25 protein-coding genes and 1 riboswitch are annotated in these 23093 nt (G+C 45.2%); of the genes, 2 read left to right on the top strand and 23 right to left on the bottom strand.

All coding sequences use genetic code 11. From position 1 onward, the window contains the following. Positions 1-154: 154 nt before the first annotated feature. On the bottom strand, positions 155-625 hold the full coding sequence (locus CS562_RS13470; protein ID WP_099856283.1) for a low molecular weight protein-tyrosine-phosphatase: 471 nt from the start codon (positions 623-625) through the stop codon (positions 155-157). 1 nt (position 626) lies between these two features. Further along, positions 627-1295: a trimeric intracellular cation channel family protein gene (locus tag CS562_RS13475; protein WP_076289350.1), complete on the bottom strand. Its 669-nt coding sequence runs from the start codon at positions 1293-1295 to the stop codon at positions 627-629. A 187-nt stretch (positions 1296-1482) separates the two neighbouring features. Here CS562_RS13475 and CS562_RS13480 point away from each other — a divergent pair, with 187 nt between their 5' ends. Then, on the top strand, positions 1483-2124 hold the full coding sequence (locus CS562_RS13480; RefSeq protein ID WP_099856285.1) for a thiamine diphosphokinase: 642 nt from the start codon (positions 1483-1485) through the stop codon (positions 2122-2124). A gap of 282 nt (positions 2125-2406) precedes the next feature. Further along, positions 2407-2907, top strand: a complete 501-nt coding sequence (locus CS562_RS13485) for a C40 family peptidase (protein ID WP_076289124.1) — start codon at positions 2407-2409, stop codon at positions 2905-2907. 135 nt (positions 2908-3042) lie between these two features. Here the strand turns inward: CS562_RS13485 and CS562_RS13490 are convergent, their stop codons facing one another. The 21 genes from CS562_RS13490 to CS562_RS13590 all read right to left on the bottom strand — a co-directional run bounded on the left by CS562_RS13490 (position 3043) and on the right by CS562_RS13590 (position 23090). Then, positions 3043-3732, bottom strand: a complete 690-nt coding sequence (locus tag CS562_RS13490) for a winged helix-turn-helix domain-containing protein (RefSeq protein WP_257219478.1) — start codon at positions 3730-3732, stop codon at positions 3043-3045. A 178-nt stretch (positions 3733-3910) separates the two neighbouring features. Then, positions 3911-4960, bottom strand: a complete 1050-nt coding sequence (locus tag CS562_RS13495) for a ThiF family adenylyltransferase (RefSeq protein ID WP_099856288.1) — start codon at positions 4958-4960, stop codon at positions 3911-3913. Further along, the gene (locus CS562_RS13500) at positions 4957-5724 is read right to left on the bottom strand and encodes a thiazole synthase (protein ID WP_076289121.1); all 768 of its coding nucleotides are present in this window, start codon (positions 5722-5724) and stop codon (positions 4957-4959) included. Before CS562_RS13500 ends, CS562_RS13495 begins: the two co-directional genes overlap by 4 nt. 3 nt (positions 5725-5727) lie before the next feature. Further along, positions 5728-5931, bottom strand: a complete 204-nt coding sequence (thiS, locus tag CS562_RS13505; RefSeq protein ID WP_063562837.1) for a sulfur carrier protein ThiS — start codon at positions 5929-5931, stop codon at positions 5728-5730. After that, positions 5928-7157, bottom strand: a complete 1230-nt coding sequence (gene thiO / locus CS562_RS13510; protein ID WP_180287121.1) for a glycine oxidase ThiO — start codon at positions 7155-7157, stop codon at positions 5928-5930. The genes thiS and thiO overlap by 4 nt, the downstream gene beginning before the upstream one ends. Positions 7158-7161: 4 nt before the next feature. Continuing rightward, positions 7162-7779 (bottom strand): thiamine phosphate synthase, encoded by a 618-nt coding sequence (locus CS562_RS13515; RefSeq protein WP_483874448.1) that lies wholly within the window; start codon positions 7777-7779, stop codon positions 7162-7164. A 287-nt stretch (positions 7780-8066) separates the two neighbouring features. Next, positions 8067-8176, bottom strand: a riboswitch (TPP riboswitch). Between the two features lie 64 nt (positions 8177-8240). Further along, positions 8241-9791, bottom strand: coding sequence for an ABC-F family ATP-binding cassette domain-containing protein (locus tag CS562_RS13520; protein WP_076289118.1), 1551 nt, complete (start codon positions 9789-9791; stop codon positions 8241-8243). Positions 9792-9923: 132 nt separating this feature from the next. Beyond that, on the bottom strand, positions 9924-10907 hold the full coding sequence (locus CS562_RS13525) for a hypothetical protein (protein ID WP_099856297.1): 984 nt from the start codon (positions 10905-10907) through the stop codon (positions 9924-9926). Then, complete coding sequence (locus tag CS562_RS13530; protein ID WP_099856299.1) at positions 10894-11445, bottom strand: hypothetical protein; 552 nt, start codon at positions 11443-11445, stop codon at positions 10894-10896. Before CS562_RS13530 ends, CS562_RS13525 begins: the two co-directional genes overlap by 14 nt. After that, on the bottom strand, positions 11442-11840 hold the full coding sequence (locus CS562_RS13535; RefSeq protein ID WP_099856301.1) for a hypothetical protein: 399 nt from the start codon (positions 11838-11840) through the stop codon (positions 11442-11444). The genes CS562_RS13530 and CS562_RS13535 overlap by 4 nt, the downstream gene beginning before the upstream one ends. A 16-nt stretch (positions 11841-11856) precedes the next feature. Continuing rightward, positions 11857-12342, bottom strand: coding sequence for an ABC transporter permease (locus CS562_RS13540; RefSeq protein WP_076289114.1), 486 nt, complete (start codon positions 12340-12342; stop codon positions 11857-11859). Positions 12343-12396: 54 nt separating this feature from the next. Then, positions 12397-14463, bottom strand: coding sequence for a hypothetical protein (locus tag CS562_RS13545; RefSeq protein ID WP_099856303.1), 2067 nt, complete (start codon positions 14461-14463; stop codon positions 12397-12399). After that, a complete protein-coding gene (locus CS562_RS13550) occupies positions 14453-16279 on the bottom strand; it encodes an ATPase, T2SS/T4P/T4SS family (RefSeq protein WP_099856305.1) in 1827 nt (608 codons plus the stop codon). The genes CS562_RS13545 and CS562_RS13550 overlap by 11 nt, the downstream gene beginning before the upstream one ends. 6 nt (positions 16280-16285) lie before the next feature. Further along, entirely contained in the window at positions 16286-17116 is an 831-nt protein-coding gene (locus CS562_RS13555; RefSeq protein WP_099856307.1) for a CpaE/TadZ family protein, read from the bottom strand. Continuing rightward, a complete protein-coding gene (locus tag CS562_RS13560; protein ID WP_076289110.1) occupies positions 17113-17826 on the bottom strand; it encodes a hypothetical protein in 714 nt (237 codons plus the stop codon). Before CS562_RS13560 ends, CS562_RS13555 begins: the two co-directional genes overlap by 4 nt. A 69-nt stretch (positions 17827-17895) precedes the next feature. Continuing rightward, complete coding sequence (locus CS562_RS13565; RefSeq protein ID WP_099856309.1) at positions 17896-18918, bottom strand: SAF domain-containing protein; 1023 nt, start codon at positions 18916-18918, stop codon at positions 17896-17898. 26 nt (positions 18919-18944) lie between these two features. Continuing rightward, on the bottom strand, positions 18945-20423 hold the full coding sequence (locus tag CS562_RS13570; protein WP_099856311.1) for a serine/threonine protein kinase: 1479 nt from the start codon (positions 20421-20423) through the stop codon (positions 18945-18947). A gap of 179 nt (positions 20424-20602) precedes the next feature. Continuing rightward, a complete protein-coding gene (locus CS562_RS13575) occupies positions 20603-21652 on the bottom strand; it encodes a 23S rRNA (cytidine(2498)-2'-O)-methyltransferase RlmM (protein ID WP_076289107.1) in 1050 nt (349 codons plus the stop codon). A gap of 6 nt (positions 21653-21658) precedes the next feature. Continuing rightward, entirely contained in the window at positions 21659-22438 is a 780-nt protein-coding gene (locus tag CS562_RS13580; RefSeq protein ID WP_076289106.1) for an ABC transporter ATP-binding protein, read from the bottom strand. Beyond that, on the bottom strand, positions 22435-22752 hold the full coding sequence (locus tag CS562_RS13585; protein ID WP_053780884.1) for a thioredoxin family protein: 318 nt from the start codon (positions 22750-22752) through the stop codon (positions 22435-22437). Before CS562_RS13585 ends, CS562_RS13580 begins: the two co-directional genes overlap by 4 nt. Then, positions 22752-23090: a cyclic-phosphate processing receiver domain-containing protein gene (locus CS562_RS13590; RefSeq protein ID WP_076289105.1), complete on the bottom strand. Its 339-nt coding sequence runs from the start codon at positions 23088-23090 to the stop codon at positions 22752-22754. The genes CS562_RS13585 and CS562_RS13590 overlap by 1 nt, the downstream gene beginning before the upstream one ends. Positions 23091-23093: the final 3 nt, after the last annotated feature.

Below are 23093 nucleotides of genomic sequence, written 5' to 3' on the forward strand. Positions count from 1 at the left end.
ATTATTGAACAGGCGGCTGAAATGCCGCTTTTGTTTTACAATTTTATGATAACGCTTACACCAACACTCAAAAAAGAAGCAGGTTCTCTCCTGCTTGTCCGTCCAGCTTCTTCTCTTGTATCAAACTTGTCATTTCAAGCAAATGTAAAAATTGTTATGTCAATGAATGTTCCTTTTCAATCCGATCCAGCAACACGTCACAACCTGCATCAACCAGCCTGTACACTTCTTCAAAATTCCCTGTATAATACGGGTCGGGTACTTCACGGAGCGTCTCGTCCGGCAGCAGATCCATCATCTTGATAATTTCCGCATCTTCACCACCTGTTACACTTCTTACGTTAGCTGCGTTGGAATCATCCATGCATATAATGTAATTAAAATTTGTGAAGTCCGCACTCGCAAATTGCCTTGCCGCCATATTGGCATAAGAAATTTGATATGAATCCAGCAATGATCGAGTCCCCTCATGAGGTGGTTTGCCAACATGCCAGTCTCCTGTACCTGCTGAGTCCACTGAAATCTGCTGATCAAGTCCTCTTTCACTCACTTTATGTCGGAGGACAGCCTCAGCCATTGGTGAGCGGCATATGTTACCCAAACATACAAACAAAACGTTAATCATGTTATTCCCCCTTACTCAAGGTGCGGTTAAGTGGCGTTGGTGCTATCTGAGGTTTCACACTCTCCGTCTGTACCAGAGAACGACGTGGCAGCTTCCATTTATAATGAACAGAACACATCCGGAAGAACACAACTGCAGCGAAACATATTAACAGTCCAACGTTCGTTGTGAACCATCCCATACCTATGGCAAAACCAGCTGTTATTGCCCACACCGCATAAATTTCATCGCGCAGTACCAATGGCTTCCTGCCTGCCAGTAGATCACGAATGATTCCTCCGCCTATACCGGTCATTACTGCGGCTACAATAACCGCACTAATGGGATGTCCCATATTGGCCGCGTACAATGCCCCTTGAATCGCAAATGCTGCAAGTCCAATCGCATCGAACAGCGCTTCTGTCCGCTTCCAGTGACCAATCCACTTAAGAGGTAGTACAAATGCAATGGCTACAGATATTAGGGCGAGCATAATCAGCATTCCCTGGCTCCATAACATCGTTACGGGTACACCAATGAGAACATTACGAATGACTCCGCCTCCAAATGCGGTTACGAGTCCCAGTACCAGTACGCCCAAAATATCATATTCCTCTTCCATCGCCACAAAAGCTCCGGACATTGCAAATGCAATGGTACCTATAATGCTGAATACTTCAAAAATGTGCAAGTCCAACCTGTTCAAACCTCACTTTTCAAGTCATCTCCATGTCGCTCTACCCATTGTATCCGCGCATGCCGAAATTGTGCAACCACATTTTGTGGATTATACTGGTTTTGTGAATGATTTTTGCATCATTCTAACACCTTAATTAGAAGTGAATTGTTTGTTTATTGATTAGGAAGGATGAAATAGAATGACTAAGAAACGAATTGTTATTTTCACAGGCGGAAACCTCTCTCCTCAATTTCTACAAGAAATCGGTAAGGATGACATCATTATCGCAGCCGATCGTGGGGCGTTATTCTTAATAGAAAACGGAATTCAGCCACATATCGCAGTAGGAGATTTCGATTCTATTCCCGAGCAGGAACTGGAGCGTGTGCGAGATAACAGTGAACGGATAATCACCTGCGATCCTGTGCTTAAGGATTTGACGGATACCGAAATGGCATTTGAAACAGCACTCGATCTTGAGCCTACGGACATTCTTATGTTGGGCGCAACGGGCACACGCATGGATCATACGCTGGCTAACGTACATATTATGGTCCGTGCTATGCAGCATCATATTTCCTGTACTCTGCAGGATGAACACAATTATATGATGCTAACGACCTCCGAAGCTTTTGTGGAAGACCGTGGATATGAGTACATCTCCCTGCTCCCACTTACTAATGAAGTAACAGGTATTACACTGGAAGGTTTCATGTACCCGCTAGATCAAGCTACTATACGCATGGGACAGTCTTTGGGGATTAGCAACAAACTGCTTGGAAAGTCTGGCACCGTATCAATCGATAGTGGGTTATTACTCATTATTCAGAGCAAAGATTAACCTTCTGCCTATACTTATTACGTTTTTGTAACCAATGATTTAGATTAAAAATAAGCAAATAAAACAGCAAAGACCCTTGATATATCAAGGGTCTTTCTTATGTTTGTAGCATTTGAGGTTCGTCAATGATTAATTTTTTGACATTTTTAATGGTATTTTAATAAACAAACCCAAAACGTTGCGGCTCTAGGGAGGAGAAGGTTCCATCCAATTTCTAGGCTGTTACAAAGCTGTTATACTCGCTCTAGCAACTAAACGAAAACGAATTTTGGAGGTACTCACATGAAAACAAACATCTTTGTCCAAAAGGCCGTAACCGTCGGGTTGTGCGCTACACTAGGTTTTGGAGCTGTATTAATGACTAATGCACCTGTTGCACAGGCAGCAAGCGCTTCTGTATCCACAGGACAACAAATCGTGAACTATGGTAAAACCTTTACAGGAACTCCATATAAATTTGGTGCGTCAACTTCTACTACCAAAAATTTTGACTGCTCTTCATTTATGAAATACATCTTTAAAAAGTATGGTGTTGATTTGCCGCGTACATCCGTTAAGCAATCCAAAGAAGGCGTAGCTGTGTCCAAAGCAAATCTGCGAGTTGGAGATCTGGTCTTCTTCTCCAGCGGTAGTCGCTCCACAGGCTCCAATATTACTCACGTAGGCGTATATGCAGGCGACGGAAAAGTTCTGCACACGTACGGATCACCAGGTGTAACTCTCTCCGACTTGAACTCGGGGAACTGGAAGAAAACATATATTAAAGCTCGCCGCGTACTGTAGCTCATATTTTAGAAATAACGAAGCGAGTGGGGCCGGATCTAATGATCCGGTCCTTTTATATTTACCCAATGAAGTTCTCTGTACAAACAGGATTTATGTGGAAAACAGACTCTAAGTTCGTTGAGACGACCTCTTTTATTGGGTATGCAGCATATAACCCACTCCACGAACGGTATGAATTAATTTGACACTCCTCCCCTTATCCACCTTCACTCGTAAATGTTTGATATACACATCCACCACATTGGTATCCATTGCAAAATCATACCCCCATACTTCCCTTAAAATAACGCTCCGGGGACACGCCTCATTCACATGACGGGCTAAAAATTCCAGCAATTCGTATTCTTTTGGAGTCAATACCAGGTATTCGCCTGAACGACTTACACGGCGTGAACGCAGATTGACCTTGAGGTCATGAACTACAATGACTTCTTCATCTTCCTGTGAAACATGTGAGAACACACGTAAAAGATTCCGTATTCTGGCCATCATCACATTGCCGTGAATAGGTGCTTCCATCACATCATTAGCGCCGTAATCGAGTAATTCCACAATCAATTCAGGTGATATCTTGGGAGTTATTACAAGCAATGGAGATGTGACTCCTATGTGCACAAATGACTCTAGTCCATTTTTCAGGGCATCTTCATGACATCCTTCATTTATTAATATGATCATATTGAGATTCGTGAGTGTTGGTTCAGAAAGACGGTTCAGATCTGTCCATTCCATTTGCTCGACCTGGTACCCTTCAGCACACAATATGCCTTGAATAAAAGAAACCAGATCGCCCCTGCCAACCAGTAATATGGATGTTTTCATTTTTTTCACCCGGCCTGTCTTATACGCTGCTACATTTGCTGGTTAAGACTACACTTAGTCTCCACATACATACTTGTGACCACTGTGCTTCGCAGCATTGTTGTATGTTTATCATGCCGTAAAATGAAAAAGTCCATTCCCGGAAGGAACGGACTCGGAACAATCATTTGATTTTTCTCTAACCAAAGTACCGGTGAACCAGCGTACGCGCCTCTGCCGTGTCTTTTGTTCCATGAACTAGGACGCGACCATCCTGAAAAATGACCACCCTGTGCGCTCCCGTTGTAAATGAAACCAAAAACGGATTAGCCTCCACGTTGCCTTCATCCAGCTTGCCGAGACGATCAGCCGTATGCTGTAAATCCAGATTCATCCGCCGTGAAGGGCGAATCTGAACCGTATCCCTGCCACATAATACGTCTGTTTTCTCCAGATTTGAGGCAGAGAGGTACGGAAAGTTAGCCTTTACTCCGCAGGAAGGACAATCTTCTTTTCGGGCACCGTCGACGTTAATGGATATGTATTCATTTCTCCACACATCGAATGATAACAACTTGCGTCTCAATGCACCTGAATTACCACTGAGAAGCTTCATCGCTTCGGCAGTCTGATTAGCCGTAACCATCTGCACCGCCTGAGGGATAATGCCTGACGTATCACAGGTATCCCCACCTAACGGAACCTCACCCAACAAACAGTTTAAACAAGGCGTTTCTCCAGGCAGAAACGTGTAGGTAATTCCATAACTGCCCACACATCCCCCATAAATCCAGGGAATACGATACTTCTGTGACATATCATTTATTAATAGCCGGGTATCAAAATTATCTGTTGCATCCATGATCAAGTCTGCGTTTTGAACCAATTCCTCCAGTTCATCTACTCTGACGTCCATCACTTTGCCTACAACCTCAACGGTAGAATTAATGTCAGATAGACGATTCTTTGCTGCCATCGCTTTGGGCATTCGATGAATCGCGTCTTGCTCTATATATAATTGCTGTCGCTGTAGGTTGCTCCACTCCACATAGTCACGATCTGCAATGGTAATATGGCCAATTCCTGAACGTACCAGTGTTTCAGCAATGCCCGTACCAAGCGCGCCCGCTCCAACAATTAATACTTTACTGTTATTCAATCTATGCTGACCTTCCTTACCAATAGGTGCATACCGTTCCTGTCTGGAATAGCGGTCTCCCTGTTCAGAAGATTGTGTCTGATTAGTCATGTATGAACCATTCCTTCCGCCGGACTACTCGCTGCTGCATAGCGCTTAACGGGAATCATGCCTGCCTCATAAGCCAGTCTACCTGCTTCAACCCCCATTCGCATTGCCTTCGCCATCTTCACGGGATCTCCAGATCCGGAGACAGCCGTATTCAACAAAACACCGTCTGCTCCCAGCTCCATCGCATGAGCAGCATCTTTAGGTGCTCGAAGTCCTGCATCCACAATAACAGGAACGACGGCTTGTTCAATAATAATCTCCAGATTATAGGGATTAATAATTCCTCTCCCCGCACCTATGGGTGAAGCTCCAGGCATAACAGCATGTACGCCGAGTAGTTGCAATCGCTTGGCCAGAATAACATCGTCCGAGATATAAGGCAGTACCGTAAAGCCCTTTTCAAGCAAGATTTCGCAAGCTTTATAGGTTTCAATTGGGTCAGGAAGCAATGTGATTCCATCGCCGATAACTTCTACTTTTATCATATCACAAAGTCCTGACGCTCGAGCAAGTTCAGCGATTCGCACAGCTTCCTCTGCTGTTGAAGCACCCGCTGTATTGGGAAGCAGGGTATACCTTTTCAAATCCAGTGTGTCCAGAAAGTGCTGTTTGTTGCGATCTTCCAGATTCAATCGTCGAACTGCAAACGTTAAAACTTCCGTACCTGAGGCCTCAACCGCCTTGCCCTGCACCTCCAAGTCTGAAAATTTGCCTGTACCTAGCAGCAATCTAGATTCAAACGTATAATTTCCAATCCTCAACATAGCTCAACCGCCTCCCACAAAATGTACAATTTCAATTCGGTCTCCGTCTCTTAACGCTGTCGTTTCATGATATTCCCGCGTTAAAATTTGACGATTCAATTCAACCACGACGGTTTTCACTTGCAAATTAAATGAATGGAGCAATTTGTCTACACGATTCAAGCTATCTTCAATTTGCATGGTTTGTCCGTTGACAATGATGTTCACTGCAACATCTCCTTTCTGTTCAAACGTTCTGGACTAAGAGCTTGAATCCCAAGTTCTTCCGAGGTTTTGCCACAAATCAAGTCAGCCATGAGGCTGGCTGTAATTGCACTAAGCAATATTCCGTTACGATAATGTCCAAAAGCAGCGAATAAACCCGGAACACTTTCACAAGCCCCTACATACGGCAATCCATCCGGAGTCGAGGGACGAACACCAGCCCACGCTCGGATAAAATGCGCTTCCTTCATGCCAGGAACCCAATTTGTCGCAGCTGTAAGCAACTTCTGAATACCTTGGACCGAAACTTTCATGTCTGTTCTTCCTGGAAGGCTTGTTGCACCGAGCCATACTTCTCCATTGGCTTTGGGAACAATATATATATCCTCTGCATACACCGTTTTGTCAGGTCTGTAACCGACATGATGGGGTGAAAACTGCACCGCTGCAATCTCCCCTTTCACAGGCAAAACAGGCGATTTCAGACCCACTTGTCTCATCAATTCTTCACCATGTAACCCTGTAGCAATAATGACATTTCTCGATGTCATCGTTCCCATTGAAGTCTCAACCCCTTGCACACCGTTCATATCCGTATACAAACGGACATCCTGTACACCTTCCATCACCCTCGCACCCATGGCTTGAGCTGATCTGATATAAGCTTGTGTTAGATTGACGGGAAGAACCTCGCTCTCGGAAGGTCTGTAATATGCACCATACGTATCCCTGTTTAACCATGAAGCTTCCTGTTGGACAGCGACTCGATCCCACCAAATATGTTCTGTAGATAAGGTAGACGATCGATTATTTTTGTAACTGCTGACCTCACTGTATGAACGAAAAGGAGTAATAAAACCATGCTGTTGCAGCCCCATCTCCACTCCGCTAAGCGAACTGATTCGTTCCTTCTGCTCATGAAGCAAAGCTCTGCTCTTCTGTGCAAGCTTCGCCATTACAGCATGAGTGAATTCCTCACTGTCAGCAGCAAGCATCCCGGCAGCTGCACAGGAAGTTCCTCCAGCAATCCGCGCCCGCTCAACCAGAAGAACATCATGACCTCGGCTAGCAAGTTCACATGCAATGGCACAACCGATAACTCCTCCGCCTACAATAATGGTTTCTGCATGAAGCTTGCCTCGAACTTCCGCTCCAACTTTACTTCCCGATACTATTCCTGGATGATAGCCTGAACGATTCCTGCTTCGACTTCTTGCTTCCTCTCTCATGGTCTCATCTCCCTGGTTCAACATACCTCTCTGAATCCTCGATCGCCTGTCGCAATGAAGCCGCGGCCAGTTTCGGCTCATCGTTCGACCAAATCGTTGAAATCACAGCTGCTCCTCTGGCACCAGCAGTTCGAATGGCAGCAATTTTCTCAGGACTAATCCCGCCAATCGCGATCACCGGAATTGAAACATTGGAGCATACCTCAGCCAACGCACTAAGCCCTCTTGATTCGCAATTAGGTTTACTATTTGAAGCATAGACGTGCCCATAAAAAAGATAATCCGCTCCACGTTCTTCAGCAATTTTTGCTTCTTCCAGAGAATGAACCGATATGCCTACGCGGAGCCGATCGTCTCTCTTTAACTCATCCTTATCGTAACTACGAATAACTGATTGACCCCAATGCACACCACCAAGCGAGTTATGTTGGTACAGCTGATCTAAGCCATTTATAATGATTCGGCTAGATGGAACACCTTCTGTTTTTAGACTTTGCGCCCAATACATCTGTTGCTCAAGAGGAAGCTTTTTTTCCCGAATGTGGATATAATCGACCCGCCGCCATATATCCTTAGCAATATTCAGAAAAGAGTCCATGTCTCCTGTACTTGGTGAAACCACATGCAGTTCGAATGATCTTGTAGTTACATGTTCGTGGAAGATTGCCGTCCCGTTCGCCCTCCTTTTGCATGATTTAAGCTAATACAAAACAAAAAAGCCACTCCCGTAGGGGAGTGGCCACGAATTTAGAATTCATGGATCAACTGAATGACTGTTCAATGCAATTACTTTATACATAACGCATAACAACTATAGAAATCATCCATAGTCGCAACGCTGTTACATAGAGTTGCATGATTTATCTTGCAGGCAATATCGCAAAGTCATCGATAAAGCTCTTTGTCATTAGTTGAAACGCGCCACTTCCCTACGCTGGTATGATCCAGATCAGGTACGAAGGGTCCGGAATCGCATTCTTCCATCTCAGCCGCATCGTGCGGCCCCCCTAGTGTTCATATGAAGCTGTAGCCTATGTTACCATAGACACCTTTTTTTGTCACCGTACATTTCCATTTATTACGTTATTGTTTTTCGGACCAAGCTTCGACATCCCACGTTTTGGTAACCCAACCTTCATAAAAATCAGGTTCATGGGATACGAGCAGTACGGTACCCTTGAATTCTTGCAAGGCACGTTTCAACTCTGCTTTAGCCGTTACATCCAAATGGTTTGTAGGCTCATCGAACAAAATCCAGTTACTTTCACGCATCAGAAGTTTACACAGACGAACTTTGGCTTGTTCACCACCACTAAGCGCGTTAAGCGGGCGGGTGATATGCTCATTTTTCAATCCACAACGTGCGAGATGCCCCCGGACTTCATTCTGTGTCAAATGAGAAAATTCGTTCCACACATCTTCGATTGGAGTAATATTACCTGCACGTACTTCCTGTTCGAAATAGGCTGTTTCCAGATAATCACCCAAGAAAGTCTTACCGCTGATAGGTGGGATTTTCCCCAGAATAGTCTTGAGCAATGTGGATTTACCTACACCGTTACATCCAACAATGGCAATTTTCTCGCCACGCTCAATCGTCATCGTCATTTTAGGCAATAATGCATATGAATATCCAATTTCAAAATCAATACCCTCAAAGACGGTTTTACTACTCGCCCGGGCATCCTTGAATTTGAATGTGGGTTTAGCTGCTTCGTCTGGACGATCAATCCGTTCAATCTTACCGAGCTGCTTCTCACGGCTCTTGGCACGACCGGAAGTAGAAGCGCGGGCTTTGTTCCGCTGAATGAAATCTTCCTGCTTCTTGATAAACTCCTGCTGTTTCTCATAAGCATCAATATGCTGCGCCTTATTCATGTCGGCCATTTCAAGGAATTTGTTATAGTTCGCTGCATAACGCGTCAACTTGGCAAATTCCAGATGATAAATAACATTAACGACCTCATTCATAAACTCCGTATCATGCGAAATCAGAATAAACGCATACGGGTAATCCTTCAGGTAACGCGTCAGCCATTCGATGTGTTCCACATCGAGATAGTTCGTCGGCTCATCTAGCAGAAGTGCAGTTGGTTTCTCCAGTAAGAGCTTGGCAAGCAATACCTTCGTACGTTGACCACCACTAAGCGCGGCCACGTCACGATCCAGCCCAATGGCGGACAAGCCCAGTCCATTTGCCATCTCTTCCACTTTCACATCAATCAGATAAAAATCACCTTGCTCCAATTGCTCCTGAATGTCACCCATTTCTTCCAGCAACAATTCGAGCTTGTCCGGATCGGCGTCTGCCATCTGATCCGTGATGGACATCATTTCTTTTTCCAACTCAAGCAAGGGCAGGAACGCATCCTTAAGCACATCACGAATCGTTTTTCCAGGCGTGAGCTTGGTATGCTGATCCAGATATCCATAACGAACTTTGGGGGTCCATTCAACCTTCCCTTCGTCCTTTAACAATTTCCCGGTAAGGATGTTCATCAGTGTGGACTTGCCTACACCATTTGCACCAACAAGGCCAACACGCTCTCCAGCAAGTAAACGAAAAGATACATTTTTAAATAACGTGCGGTCTCCAAAATTGTGACTCACGTTCTCTACTGACAATAAACTCATAAGATGAGGTTGCTCCTATCTATTGGACATTACTATCGTTCCGAAACCCTATTTTAGCACAGGTGTCGCCTTTTCTGAAAGTAATGTAAACATCTCACGCAACCTCGCTTTTATATTTCAAACAAACTGCCTTTAATTTATGGAACAGTTATACTCAAAATAACCTTGCGCTGCCGCTTGTTTAGCATTTGTAAACACTTCTTCGGCTCTATAGCCATTGTTACATGTGGAAGGATAATAGTATTTAATTCCACTCACCGGATCCACTCCGCCAACGATCGCTGTTTTCTTCACCAGTCTGCCACCACCAATGGCATAATTGTTAATCTTTTGGTTACCTACAGGTATTCCCTGTATAAAAGCCATAAGCCCCGTGTCATTAATCGAATTGTACCAATCTTCCTGAGAAATCAAAGGCATTGTAAAGGTATAGGAAACACCATTCCTTCTTGCAAACTCATTATGCCGGTTAATAACATCTGCCAAATCTTCCTGCACACTTGTCACGATACGACTTCGTCTGATCTGCTCAAACGTCTCGGCATTTTGAAGCAGAGGGATTTGTGTACTGGAGGCGAGTTCTTTCTGGAAACCTTCAACCCACATGCCCAAGCCTGCATCATAGGCATACACATACCCATCAAGTGTGAAGTTAATACTGTTACCATTTGAATCAGAATATGTATAGGGCTTTTTTGGACTCCAAACTTGCCGGATTGAATCTTCAAGATCACCAGTCATCTCATTTTCATTCGCCAAAATGTAGTAACCATCATAATCCAGCACGACCATTGCTGGAATGTAATTAAACATGGCCCGTATAGCAGCAGGATCATCCTGGATCCCCATATTTAGCGCCATTGTTTGGGTAAAGGTAGTCAAGGCAAGCTCTTTGTCCGCTTTTACAAATTTGGTCGAATCATACCCTGCTTCATCGTTTTGCTTCTCATTTTGATGCATCACGGCCCCTGCATCCAGTACAGCAGTCTGAAGTGCCATCTTATATCGATTGCTTAAATATTGAGCCTCCTGGGCATTGTCTGTATTGTGAGAAATAACCCAGAATATAGGTAAAAAGATAAGCACAAACACAATAGAAAGATCAGTAATCTTCATTAAGCACCATACCCCCATATGTGGTAAACACAGCTGCAGCTTGCGCAGACCCGTTTAACCACTCACGAATCAGCATGGCAGGTGTGCGATTGGTGTTTTTGACGGTTACTGTGAAGAAATCCCCCATTGCCAGTGTATATCTGCGCCCAGGATCGTCTAAAGCCAGCACACCAGACGAAGGAAACAGCTTTGCTTTAATCTGGGCTGAATAATAGCCATCCTGCACGGTTTCATAAGTACCAGAAAATGTGCTCTGATCCATCGGATCTGAGTAATGAGGAACATATTTTTTGTGCAAATGTTCCATGGAAATCTCATAGGCATTCCCCGTTCGGGCCATCTGTTCTTCGAACTCTGCATACATGGCAGGGGAAATGTATCCCTTTGTTTTGACTGCATCAACAAAACGGGTAACCGTCTGAACAACGGTCATGCGTGCCATATCATCCTGTCGATCTGCAGTCTCTGCTGCCGGGTATACATAAAGCAAAATCGCTGCCAGCAAAACAGCAAGCAACTTGGATGCAGCATTAATCAAGGTGTACTGGCCTCCTTCCAAAATGCAATTTTCAGCAGTTCGCCAGTTTCACTTCTTATGAACTCAGATCTATACGAAGCTGCAAGTTGCACAGGTATGGTTCCTCTTCTGTTTACAAGGGGATCAATGACATATGCAATCCCGTCCACCTGCACCCTGACCGTTGTCCCTGTCATTTGCCTCACAGTGTGTAACACTTCCGCACCACTATAACGGATTGGCTCGCTTATACGCAGCGTGGTATTCAACCGTCCTTCCATGTCTGTTGTCGTCTGCAGCAAGTGATTCAAAGCGTCTGATAGAACCCGAACATTCTGCTGCCCGTACAGGCAAGCTGTCACAAATAGGACAACCGCCGTACAGAACAACATGAGCTGCTGTGTATTCTGGGACATGTTGAACCAACTCCTGTCAGGATTGCTGGAAAATAAGTCCTCTTACCACATTGGATTTGTCTTTTACGATAATTGCTTTGAATTTACCACTTGGATTGACATATTGATTGTCTTTTTCACTCATGGTCTGGTTGATAACACCCACTTTCTCGTCAGGTTTAATAACAGAACCATAATCTGCATTATTGAGATCCTGGGAGATGTTCAACTGATTACCGTACCATTGTCCTCCTTTATTTTTACCTGTAATAACTTGAATCCCGAACTGGTCTTTGTCCGCATATTTACGCAACGCGTTTGTAACTTGTGATCCGCTAATGGTAGTTCCGTCATACACCGTAAATGCAGCTTGGGACAACTCGGTCTGGATATCTGCAAAATTGTTCTGTGCCGTTTTGGTCGCCTCCTGAGCCGAAATAAACAACAAAACTACAATTGTAATAAGGGCAATGGTCAGAAAGATGCCTGCTGCCACCTTTAAAGCGCTTGATGCATTGTTCATGATAAATCCTCCTATATCGTTTTTAATTTATTTCAGACTGTGACGTAATGGTCGTTACAGTTTCTGAATCTGTTCATAATACATGTTCATTTGCAGGAAACTCATACCTACCAGCGGAATGACCAGATAGAGGAAGATCAGGGCATACATCGGTGTAAACCCGATCATTCTTCCCCATGATGCTTTAACATCAATCATCTTGGTGTATTCCTGCTTCCTTTGTTCAAAATAAAATGCCATCATGCTTTCCAGATCATCAAATGCTTCTCGAATCGAAATTTTCCCAAGTGCAAGTTGCAGCTTATCAACCAGACGCTGAAATTCAGGCAGCCCTGCTTCTTCTTTCAATTGTTCAAGTGCATGCTCCGGGCCATGTTCAAAATGCAACAGACATTTTTGCAGTGGTCTTTTGAAAATAACAGCAAAGCGATTAAGCCATTCCAATATCTCCTCTACAGACATACGGTCCATCTCCCGCAAGATCGATATAACGGTCTGAAACTGATAGATCTCATGCCTCATGTCCATGCTTCTCATCTTGCGCTGGAACATCATGAGCCAGATCGGCATGTGATAACCCGCTATACCTATCATCATTGCAATAATTAACTCCCACCAGTGGAGATATTGCTTGTTGTAACCTTCCAGCTTCTGCAGGATGCGTGCAATAGTTTCAGTCTGTGCATCATGATCCAGTGGAACGGGATTCACGGACTGCAATGCGTTGGAGATCTCATCAAAAGTTGCTCCTCGCTTCATTTCGATGCGTTCGAGTACAGCTTGATCTAAGCTTGTCTTTTCTGTAGCCTGCTTCAACTCGGCCTCTCCCATCGCGCCAAACATCCGGTCATCTCTCACCGGATCATATAAGATATGATTTCGTTCAACCTGATGCAGCAACAAGACACAGCCAATGGTCAGGACAAAACAACTTGCAAATAACATCAGCCTTCGTATAGCCAGCCATTCATATTTCAGTTCCGAGCTACTTTCCCGCATCAGTCTTACGGTTTGACTATAATTGGTACTACCAGGTTTGGCCGCGAACAACATCGCCACCTTACGAACGAACGTCTGCTTGTATAGAAACTGATCCATTCTGGAGTGTTTGCGACCTGTCCGATAGCGGGTTTCATCATATTGCTGAAGTCTTTGCAAAAGCAGGTAGGCAAGTATGATAATGACGTAGATCGATATTTTGGTTACAAACCCGATTTTGCTGCGATAGAATTCATCCATAGTTGGAAAACTTCCTCTGGCCCAACGTTCAATTGGAGCTGTGAAAAGAACGGGAGCCAGAGCGATGAAATTCAACCCTTTTAACAAATAGTCCAATTTGTCCCGCCGTAAAATCTCCAGATGAATTTCCTGCGTCAGATTCCCCAGGCCTTTCAAGTAAATCGAACCCTGTGCTCTGTCTTTATCCCCGAACTCCATCACCATATATGAAATACCGGCGAAACCTTTAAGAAAGCGATTTGGGGCAATCTCGTAATATCGTTCCAAAGCTTCGTTCGGATCTGGAGAAGTCAATGCTTCATAGATCAACAGCACTTGCTCGGCAGCCTCTCCTTTACCTGCTTCCGCCGCTTCATACAGTGCTTCCTCTACCATTCCATGCTGATGATACCGATGTCTCACGTCGGCAAACAGGTCCAGCATCTGTACCAACAGTCGTTTCTCCATACGATTCAGACACATATCCAGTACAAGGCTGTTTAGAACTACAGCACAGAGTACCGACAATATGACAAAGGCGATACCCGGTTGCATTAGGAAAAGGATTACACTGATACTCCCGTATCCTCCGAGGATCATTAAGACCACGCTCATCGTCATTCGTCTTAATGATGGTTCGTCGCCGACATGCCGGAATGAAATTCGTTTCTGTACTTGCAGAATATAGGAAGAGAGAAGCGGCACTTTCATGCCCCAGCGATAAGACTGTAACAGGAACGCTCCCCACCGCAGCGTACGATTTCCGTTTAGCTTAGCGATCCCGATAGATTTACCAGCATTGTCTCCTCCTCTGTGACGTAACAGGTTCAGTATAAGTAGCGTGATTATCAAGCCACCTGCACACATCCCCAGCACCAAGAGAAGAACAAACTTAACGGTCATAGGTATCACCCCAATGTTGCTTGATGAACTGTTCGAACCACGCAGCGTCCTGCAGTGTCATCTGATCCCGCATATCCGTAATGCTTCCTATGGAGATTGGAGCTGTAGCGACGTAATTGCCATCCCTGTACTCGATCACATTGCGAAACGTAAATCCCGCTCGTTCCTCCACGCTATCCCCTTTATTCGCACGTGGCAGACACTCCGTAATTCGTTCGATATATCTTCGTCCCTCTGCGTCCTTTTTCATATGTACATCGAAATTAATGACACTTACTACCTGCTCCTCGGCAATATGTTCATGTTGGAACATACCTGTTTTGAGCAGTGAATTACGGAGGGAGAAAACCAGATCACGAAACGTTTTGGCATGATGAGTAAACAAGGTGAACAGACTGGCAACCTGGGACATCTGAATCATCCATGCGGCTACTTCGTCACTTGCGACCTCACCAAGAATATTTACAGTACCATCGGTCTTTTTCTGTAAATCCAGTCCCTGTTGACCTGAGATGTGCTCCGTTTCCCGGAAACTTAGTATGTTACGCCGACTGTATATACGCCGAAGCTGTAGCTCGAAAGCCATCTCCTGTACACGCAGCGTATACGAAGCGTAAATATGCTTCACCATCGCCATAAGTAGAGTCGTCTTACCTGATCCCTGTGCTCCTGTTACAGCTGTGATTCGACTGCCTTTCATCAAATATTGCAGTAAGGTGATTGGCAGATCTGCGTTGTTACCAGTAATCAACTGTTCCAGTGAAGCATTGGGAATATCGAATTTCCGGACAAAGAATGCCCATGATTCGGCAAAGGGAGGACGTACAACAACGACACGTGATCCGTCCTTCATCTCGTTCACCTTGTATCCATTCGCCTCCGAAAGCTGTCCCGGATAGTTGTATTTATAAATATTTTGACATACCCTCTTCAGTTCACGTATATTGCCAAATGACAGGAAGGACAGATGAATGGACTTACCTTTATAGAAAATCCAGACACTTTCCATTCCACTAAGTGGTTCTTCTAGGGGAGCATCCTCAAGTCCATCCGTGAGCAGATCATTCCACGAAGCTGGCTGCCTTAGCCCCATATCCTGCAGGGCATCCAGCATGCCGCTCACACCACCACTAACGCCATCTATTCGTTGATCTCTTATTTCATCAACCACCGAGAAGCCTTTGTAATGTTGGTAGATCCGTTGAACGATGATATCTGTTTTTTCTCTGAATCCAAGCTCTCTATACTCACATTCAAACACATACCGGATGTCCTCCTCGGAGATATAGTAACTTCCTCCGTCGTCTGTACCCTCACTCAGCCTCAATCTGCCAAGATCATAAGTGTCAATCATGCGTGACAAGGCATCGACACCAAATTGCTGCCGGTATAGATAAAACACGATTTCGAATTGATCTTGGACCGTCAGTAACTCAGTGTCTCCGAAATAAATGACCTCATCGATATTTGACTTATTCAGTCCTATACTGCGAGTAAGCAGATCACCTATCAGATTTTTGACATACGTTTTGTCACTGATGCTTCCTGATACACAACCTTTAAGCGCCTTGCGCATCTCGGCACGCTGATTGATTCTTCGCCGATACTCTTCTTCATGTAATCCGGCATCCGCAAGTTGACTATGACTAAGCTCATGAAGCGAGTTCTTTACTTTCTCTGTCAGCACTTCAATGGTGAAGGATTCACGCTCGGGAGCACGGTTATTTTTTTCACGATGAGAAGCTCTGTACTTGAACCAAACATACGCAAGGCATAACAGCAAAATTAAAATTAACCATAGGGTATTCCAGAGCATCAGAGGTCAGGCTCCCCTTTCCAGCCTCTTTAGTACGGTACGCATCCCTGCCCCGTCCATAACTAGGCGAGCAAGTTCAGCCATACTTGCGGCAAAGCTCCCTTTACGTATATCTTTATTGTTGCTTAGACCTTCCAATTGCAAATACGAGGCCGCATCACGACGATTGAAGGCATCCATAAATCCGGTGGTATAAGGCAACACCGATATCGAGCCTTTGTATCGAAAACGCCGACGAATATTGGTGATGGTTGCACGTGAATGAGGATCATACTTATTCAGCACGATGTGCAGCTTCTGATCACCCATGCTCTCGGGTCTGATTTTTTCAAAAAAATACTCCAGATCCCTCATATTTTGATTCAGGTTCACCACAACATAGTCCGCTTGATCCAGCAGAACCTGATCATTAGTGCCTGCGCGATCTGCATCGAGAAGAACCAGATCATAATATTCATTGGCTACGTGCAGCAACCTTTTTAATGTCTCCACATGCTCTTCTGTTGAACGTTCCAATCTGTTAATTCTGCCAGTCAACAAATCCAAACGGTCATTAAGGAGCGGCTTGGTATAATCCCTCAAATTATGCTTGTTCAAACTTCCGCTGATATGCAGCCGTTCCACAGCATCCCATCCCCCCTCCTCGAATGTAAATACAGATCCTGTGTCCTCTATTTCTTTAGGTGGGAGGGCAGCTTCCGTACTGCTCCCGACTGGACCTGTATTTACAAGCAAAATTCTTGTCCTATATTGAAGGGCCATCGCATAGGCGCCAATTAACGCACTTGAGGTGCTGCCTGTTCCTGCAAAAGGACTCCAAAACGTAATGGTGCTCATGCTCTCATCCTTTCTGCTTCTTTAATGGCCCGGCGACTCTGGACATTTTCCCATCCGGTCAACTGCTCCACTAACCTGCATAGCGATTTTTTATAGTTCCGTGACAATGACCCCAGGCGAATACGGCGATGATGTTCGTTTTCCAGTTTCACTGCTGCAGTCAGTTCATCCCAAGGCAACATCAGCGATTCCCCTGTCCATACAAATGGACTACCTTCCAGATACGCCCACAAATATCGAGCTTCCAGTTTGCAATCAACGGCATTAATCAAAATGCGCTGAAATGGTAGTTCTGCTGGCAGGGACTGTTCTTCAAGCAAACGCTTGAGCCACCCTTTACCTCGTTCCAGATTGTAACGTTCATAGTCACTGACCCAGACACGAGTATCTGCCGTGAGCCATAGGTCACGTGATGCAAAGTGTGATGTTTCCATGTCGTAAAGGACGTAATCATAACTCTCTAATTTCTCGCCATTCGCTTCAAGATGACTCTCAACCGCTGTTGAAGTTACGAACTGACAAGCGATATCAAAACCTTCAAATTCTGTAATACGCAGAGATTGCTGACTTTCCCCAACGCCGTATCCATATTTCTGCTGTAATGTTCCATCAACAAGCAAGACACGTTTTCCGGAGGACGCTAGTATTTTGCAAAGGTACAGCATCAGGTCATTCTTCTCGCATAACCCAGCAAAGATCCATGTTTGCATAGCTATCGAATCCCCTTTTAAGTTCTTTTATGCGTTGTTACATGTATAAAAAATCGTTTCCTCTCCGTCTTACTCCCCACCCGTCAGTAAACTTTTCTGCTCACCCGTACTTGAAGTTGATGCTGAAGAATCATTGCTGGCATTTCCAGTCGCTCCATCGCTACCTGAACCGTCATTCCAGATGACCCCATCAGTAGATGAAGAATTATTCGCTCCAGGGCGACTATTGTATGAAACGGACGACTGCGCAACGTCCTGCTCCACACCTTGGGATGGCGCTGAGATGGATGCGGCGAGTGAGCTTTCTAAAGAACTCCTTACCTGCCGTGCCAACTCCACCTCAGCACGCCGCACAAGATTAGGATCACTCTCCAGCAGTTTTAACACTTCATTGTTGGCAGGGTATGTCGGGATTGCTGGTGTCTGGAACTGTGGTTCTACATAGGTTAGGGCATAGATTGAAGCTTTATGTAAATAGGCATCTACAATTGCACTTGAAAGGGACAGGATCTCCTCCTCCGTCATCGTAATCCATAGCGTAGCTGCATTTAATCTTTCGACTTTCTTTTTAGACAGGAGAATGTAGTCTTGACCCGTTGGAAACTGAATACGAATATCAATGATATCTCCCTTAGCAAGTGAAGACGGTAATAACACAACCTGTAGTTCACGATTTCTTAAATCGGGCGGTGCCGGGGTATCTTCATACACCATTTCAGTTGTAATGGCTGTTCCCTTTTTTAATTCTATTTTCGCCACTTGACCATCCATCTGCTTGGAGCTAGACCACAGATTCCTTGGTGCCTGTGCATCCGGAACGGCTATCAGTTTGATATCCTCGGGCAATATCGGCTCTCCTGCTTCAACATCCCGTATAGTTACCCATCCCTGTGCCCCCGAGTTCCATTGTTGCATCAATTCAGCTTCTTTTTGTTCGTAGGCTGATGAGTAACGGGCCTCCACTTCAGCCCTCGTATCACTCATGGTTTTGACATTGTAAATGACATATGCCCCAAACAATAAACCGATTGCTCCTGCTCCCGTCAATCCAGCGTAAATCAGTTGACGGCTTTGTTTTCTTAATTTAGACAAAAGAGGCTCTCCTTTCGCAATCTCTCCTAATCATGTACTTTTTTTCTTGCAAAGAATGAACGTTTCTTGGGAAGCTGCCCCATCATATGAGTCAGAATATGAGCAAAAACCTTATCCATCTGCGGTTCCCGATCAAAGGGATCGATATGTAAAGGCAGACCGTAGACACTGGAAGTATCCAACGTCTTGCGCATGCGCTGAACGGCATCAGCTGCTGCCAGTGGTAGGCAGTAGATCCATTTGTCTCGCGGGTATCGGTTGTGTGAACGGACAAAAGATCCAATCTCCGCTTGTCTCCATTCGGCACCGGAACCTATAACAATGGGCAAGTCAGCTCTGAGAAACTCTTCAAGCCGGTTCTGATCTTGACCACTGCCCAGATCCATCACAATGAACTGATAGCTGCCTCCTAATAAAGACAGGATGTCTGCACGTCCCGATTGTTTCCAGTAATGTACACCATCCACTGCAAACTGTCTGCCTGCTGGCACGGGTTTACCTGCATGCGCCACTTGTTGAATTCGTGCAAACGATTGGGAACGTGGTGACATCTCGATTATGGCCACTTTGAAGTTCTGCCGCTCCAGATAGTGACTGATGGCTATGGCCGTATGCGTAACCCCAACACCAGATGATGCCCCCGTCAAAGCGATTACTCTTGTCCCTCCGCTTATCGTCACCGTCGTTTCTGTACCAACAGACGCTATTCCCGGTCTGCGCAGCAGCTCCTTACGAACTTCATCAGCCGATTGAAAGCGTTCATTTGGATTCAGTCGCAACAATCTTCTCGCAACAGGAATATAGGTACGCGGAACATCGCTGCGAATGGAACTCTCTACTCCCTGAATCCATTCCGTATAAGTCCCACAAGTCATGAGATATAGCAGCAATGCTCCAAGCCCATAAAGGTCAGAACGCGCATCCGTCTGTCCTGAACCATATTGTTCTGGTGCAGCGAAGCCGGCCGTTCCCAATTTAACCGTATCATCGACTCTTTGTGCTTTATAACTCCGCGCTATACCAAAATCAATCAGTCTGACTTCATGTTCTGGTGTAATCATAATGTTGGATGGTTTCAAATCCCGGTAGATGACAGGTGGGTCCAGACTGTGCAAATAACTTAATACATCCAGTAGCTGAAGCACAAACTCAGTCATATGTTCAAGCGGAATCTTCCCACGACATTGCTTGAAATAGTCACCAAGTGTCAATCCCTCAATGTACTCCATCACAAGATAGGTATACCCGTGCTCATCAGGAACAAAAAAATCTACGATTTGCGGCAATCTGGGATGCCTCAGAGATGTAAGAAGAGCAGCTTCTGACTCCATACTGCCTTCGTATGGCATCGCCGTCACGCTTTCTTTGATCGCCCAGGTTTTGCCTGGCAACTTCAAATCCTCTGCTTCATATACATGGCTCATGCCACCTGAACCTAGAATGGACACAATACGATACCTTCCTCCCAGCAGGCTTCCACGCTCGAGCCTGGCCGGATGTCTCATATAGACTCCTCCTTGTGTGCATAACAAAAAAGGGAAAGCTTCACCGAAGCGTAACAGACCGGATATCCGGACTCTTCACTTCGGGATGCTTTCCCTCAACTTGTTATGGTTAATATTGGTATCATTATAGTATAGGCAATAAGGTATTGTAAAGCATAAATTTTAACGCCTTTAATATCTTAATACTTAATCATATATAGCGTGATTTCTTCACGGTTGTGAAACAACTGTTTGGAACGTTGAATCTGCATCCGGGAGCGCTCAAATGTATCGATGACTTCTTTAATCAACGCAAGCGGCTTCTTATGCAGTAACTTCACTGTCACAACTGCTGTTCCCCCTGATTGAAGGCTGTATAACAGATCCGATATAAGACGGCTCATCAGCTTTGGACTCCAGCTCATATCACATACGAGCAGATCGAATTCTCCTTCGCGGAAACGTACATCACCGGCATTTTTTTTCAAAAAGGTCAATTTGGGCGATTTCAGCAGGGTCGCATCCATCTTGGCCGGATCAACAGCAGTAACTTCAAGCCCTCGCTCTAGCAGGAAAGAGGTCCATCCACCTGGTGCAGCACCGATGTCCAAGGCTTTGTGGAAAGAAGTAAAGTCTATGCCAAATGTCTGCTCCGCTTCAAGCAATTTGAATTTGGCCCGAGAGATTTGGCCCTCTTCCTTCTGAAAACGAACTGCTCCGCCACTCCAGTCCGACAGATTTTGATCCGGTCTTGATACACCGGCATATAACGTATCATCCGAAACAAAGACAGATATAACATGATCCGCATCACGGACAACCCACTCACAACCAAGGTCATCCAGCTTCTCGGTCAAGAGCTGTTTCAATGAAGCAGCGTTCTCCTGCCAGAAGGCACTTTCCGTTTTTCGAACTTGTAATGCAACTTTAGTGCCCGTTAACTCTGTATGGTTCAACACAAATGAAATCAATTTTTCCATAGCTTGCGCTGATTCTTCCGTATTTTCCTGAAATTGAACAGGTTGTATATGACGTAAAAACGTCGGGCTTTCTTCCAAAAGCTTAATCGCTACCTCTTCTTCCGCAATTGGAAGACCGGCAAGCAGAATCTCACCTGGTACGAGTACCGTGCTCTTTACTGCCCCAAACGTACGGCGCAATTCCTCCTGAGCATAGGGCGCAAAGCCATGATTGGCTGTGCAGATAAAACGGGAGAAGTCTCCTTCACCCCAAGATGACTGTGTACTCAAAATGTGTTACCCTCCAGAACGTACGCGAATCCAGGGACGTCCATCTTCCCACTGGATATCAACCGGAACATCGTACGTATGCTTAATTGTATCTTGTGTTAAAACTTCATGTTTGGGCCCTGCCGCAGCAATACGTCCATCGCGGATCAAGGCCACATGTGTGAACAAAGGTACGATCTCTTCAACGTGATGAGTTACATAAACGACAGTGATATTACGCTTACGCAAAAGATCGATTTCGGCCAACATTTTCTCACGTTCATACAGATCTAGTCCGGCACAAGGCTCGTCCATAATCAACAATTTAGGATCTGCCATCAATGAACGAGCCAGCATTACTTTTTTGCGCTCCCCTTGAGAAAGGGTGCCGAGCGGATGATTAGCCAGTTTTGCAAACCCCATTTCATCAAGCAGGTTCAATGCTTTGGCCTTCACGTCATCCGGAATCGTTTGATAGAAACGCAAAAAAGCATAAGCTCCTGTTGCGACCACTTCCCACACCGGATCTCGTGGTGTCAGTTTCTCAATTAATGTCTGACTGATATAACCAATTTCTTTTCGAACTTCCCGCACGTCACATTGACCATACAGGTTGCCCAATACTTCAATGCGCCCCTGACTTGGAAACATATATCCATTCATCATTTCCAGCAGCGTTGTTTTACCTGAACCATTGCGCCCGAGAATCACCCAATGCTCGCCTTCTTTAACATGCAGATGGACGTCATCCAGAATCTGATTGTCTTCCCGTCTAAGAGAGACATGCTCCATCGAGATTACACTCATTTTAGCACCGCCTTTCGGATTTCCCCTAACAGATGCTCGACAGAGTTCATACGATAAACCATTCTGGGCACATCATGTTCTCCATCAAAAAGCATAACCGCAGGCACGCTCGAAATCTGAAACTGCTGTACAAGTTCCGGGATATCGTGAATATTCATCTCGGTCAAAATCCCTTCGGGCAGCAAATGTTCGGCGATCTCAAGCATTCGACGCGCTGCTGCGCAAGTTCCGCATAGCGGGGTATATATAAATACAGCCTGAGGCATGCCTTCCCACACACCACGCATTAACATTTTGGTCGTAATCGGCTTCATCAGCTTTCTTCTCCCGCAGCAACTCGCATCATAACCTCACCTGACATCGGACCATTATGGACGGTAACAGAGTCTGGTTTATTGCTGTACAACAATTCGTACATCTGACGTTTGCCATACATGCTGGACGTGTGCAAATAGATCTGACTTGGAAATAAACCTTCCCGGACGATCGAAGCAGCAACTTCACCGCCATTCGGCGAATCCGGACCCAATTCATAATCCAGGGATAGAATGTCCACGTCACCTTCTCTAAGCAGCATCAGGCACTCTTCTGCATTGGTAGCCAGAACAAACCCTTTCGGACATGCCCGGTAATCATCCAAAAAAACATGCATTAC

The organism is Paenibacillus sp. LK1, assembly GCF_002750415.1.
Classification (GTDB): Bacteria; Bacillota; Bacilli; order Paenibacillales; family Paenibacillaceae; genus Paenibacillus; species Paenibacillus taichungensis.

What these genes read in the sequence shown, in the direction of transcription:
- CS562_RS13535 (WP_099856301.1), bottom strand. Translation starts at nt 11,840, where the DNA reads ATGTCCCAGAATACACAGCAGCTCATGTTGTTCTGTACGGCGGTTGTC.
- CS562_RS13585 (WP_053780884.1), bottom strand. Translation starts at nt 22,752, where the DNA reads ATGAAGCCGATTACGACCAAAATGTTAATGCGTGGTGTGTGGGAAGGC.
- CS562_RS13555 (WP_099856307.1), bottom strand. Translation starts at nt 17,116, where the DNA reads ATGAGCACCATTACGTTTTGGAGTCCTTTTGCAGGAACAGGCAGCACC.
- CS562_RS13590 (WP_076289105.1), bottom strand. Translation starts at nt 23,090, where the DNA reads ATGCATGTTTTTTTGGATGATTACCGGGCATGTCCGAAAGGGTTTGTT.
- CS562_RS13480 (WP_099856285.1), top strand. Translation starts at nt 1,483, where the DNA reads ATGACTAAGAAACGAATTGTTATTTTCACAGGCGGAAACCTCTCTCCT.
- CS562_RS13470 (WP_099856283.1), bottom strand. Translation starts at nt 625, where the DNA reads ATGATTAACGTTTTGTTTGTATGTTTGGGTAACATATGCCGCTCACCA.
- CS562_RS13525 (WP_099856297.1), bottom strand. Translation starts at nt 10,907, where the DNA reads ATGAAGATTACTGATCTTTCTATTGTGTTTGTGCTTATCTTTTTACCT.
- CS562_RS13490 (WP_257219478.1), bottom strand. Translation starts at nt 3,732, where the DNA reads ATGAAAACATCCATATTACTGGTTGGCAGGGGCGATCTGGTTTCTTTT.
- CS562_RS13545 (WP_099856303.1), bottom strand. Translation starts at nt 14,463, where the DNA reads ATGACCGTTAAGTTTGTTCTTCTCTTGGTGCTGGGGATGTGTGCAGGT.
- CS562_RS13580 (WP_076289106.1), bottom strand. Translation starts at nt 22,438, where the DNA reads ATGAGTGTAATCTCGATGGAGCATGTCTCTCTTAGACGGGAAGACAAT.
- CS562_RS13495 (WP_099856288.1), bottom strand. Translation starts at nt 4,960, where the DNA reads ATGACTAATCAGACACAATCTTCTGAACAGGGAGACCGCTATTCCAGA.
- CS562_RS13570 (WP_099856311.1), bottom strand. Translation starts at nt 20,423, where the DNA reads ATGAGACATCCGGCCAGGCTCGAGCGTGGAAGCCTGCTGGGAGGAAGG.
- thiO (WP_180287121.1), bottom strand. Translation starts at nt 7,157, where the DNA reads ATGAGAGAGGAAGCAAGAAGTCGAAGCAGGAATCGTTCAGGCTATCAT.
- CS562_RS13550 (WP_099856305.1), bottom strand. Translation starts at nt 16,279, where the DNA reads ATGCTCTGGAATACCCTATGGTTAATTTTAATTTTGCTGTTATGCCTT.
- CS562_RS13560 (WP_076289110.1), bottom strand. Translation starts at nt 17,826, where the DNA reads ATGCAAACATGGATCTTTGCTGGGTTATGCGAGAAGAATGACCTGATG.
- CS562_RS13500 (WP_076289121.1), bottom strand. Translation starts at nt 5,724, where the DNA reads ATGTTGAGGATTGGAAATTATACGTTTGAATCTAGATTGCTGCTAGGT.
- CS562_RS13540 (WP_076289114.1), bottom strand. Translation starts at nt 12,342, where the DNA reads ATGAACAATGCATCAAGCGCTTTAAAGGTGGCAGCAGGCATCTTTCTG.
- CS562_RS13485 (WP_076289124.1), top strand. Translation starts at nt 2,407, where the DNA reads ATGAAAACAAACATCTTTGTCCAAAAGGCCGTAACCGTCGGGTTGTGC.
- CS562_RS13520 (WP_076289118.1), bottom strand. Translation starts at nt 9,791, where the DNA reads ATGAGTTTATTGTCAGTAGAGAACGTGAGTCACAATTTTGGAGACCGC.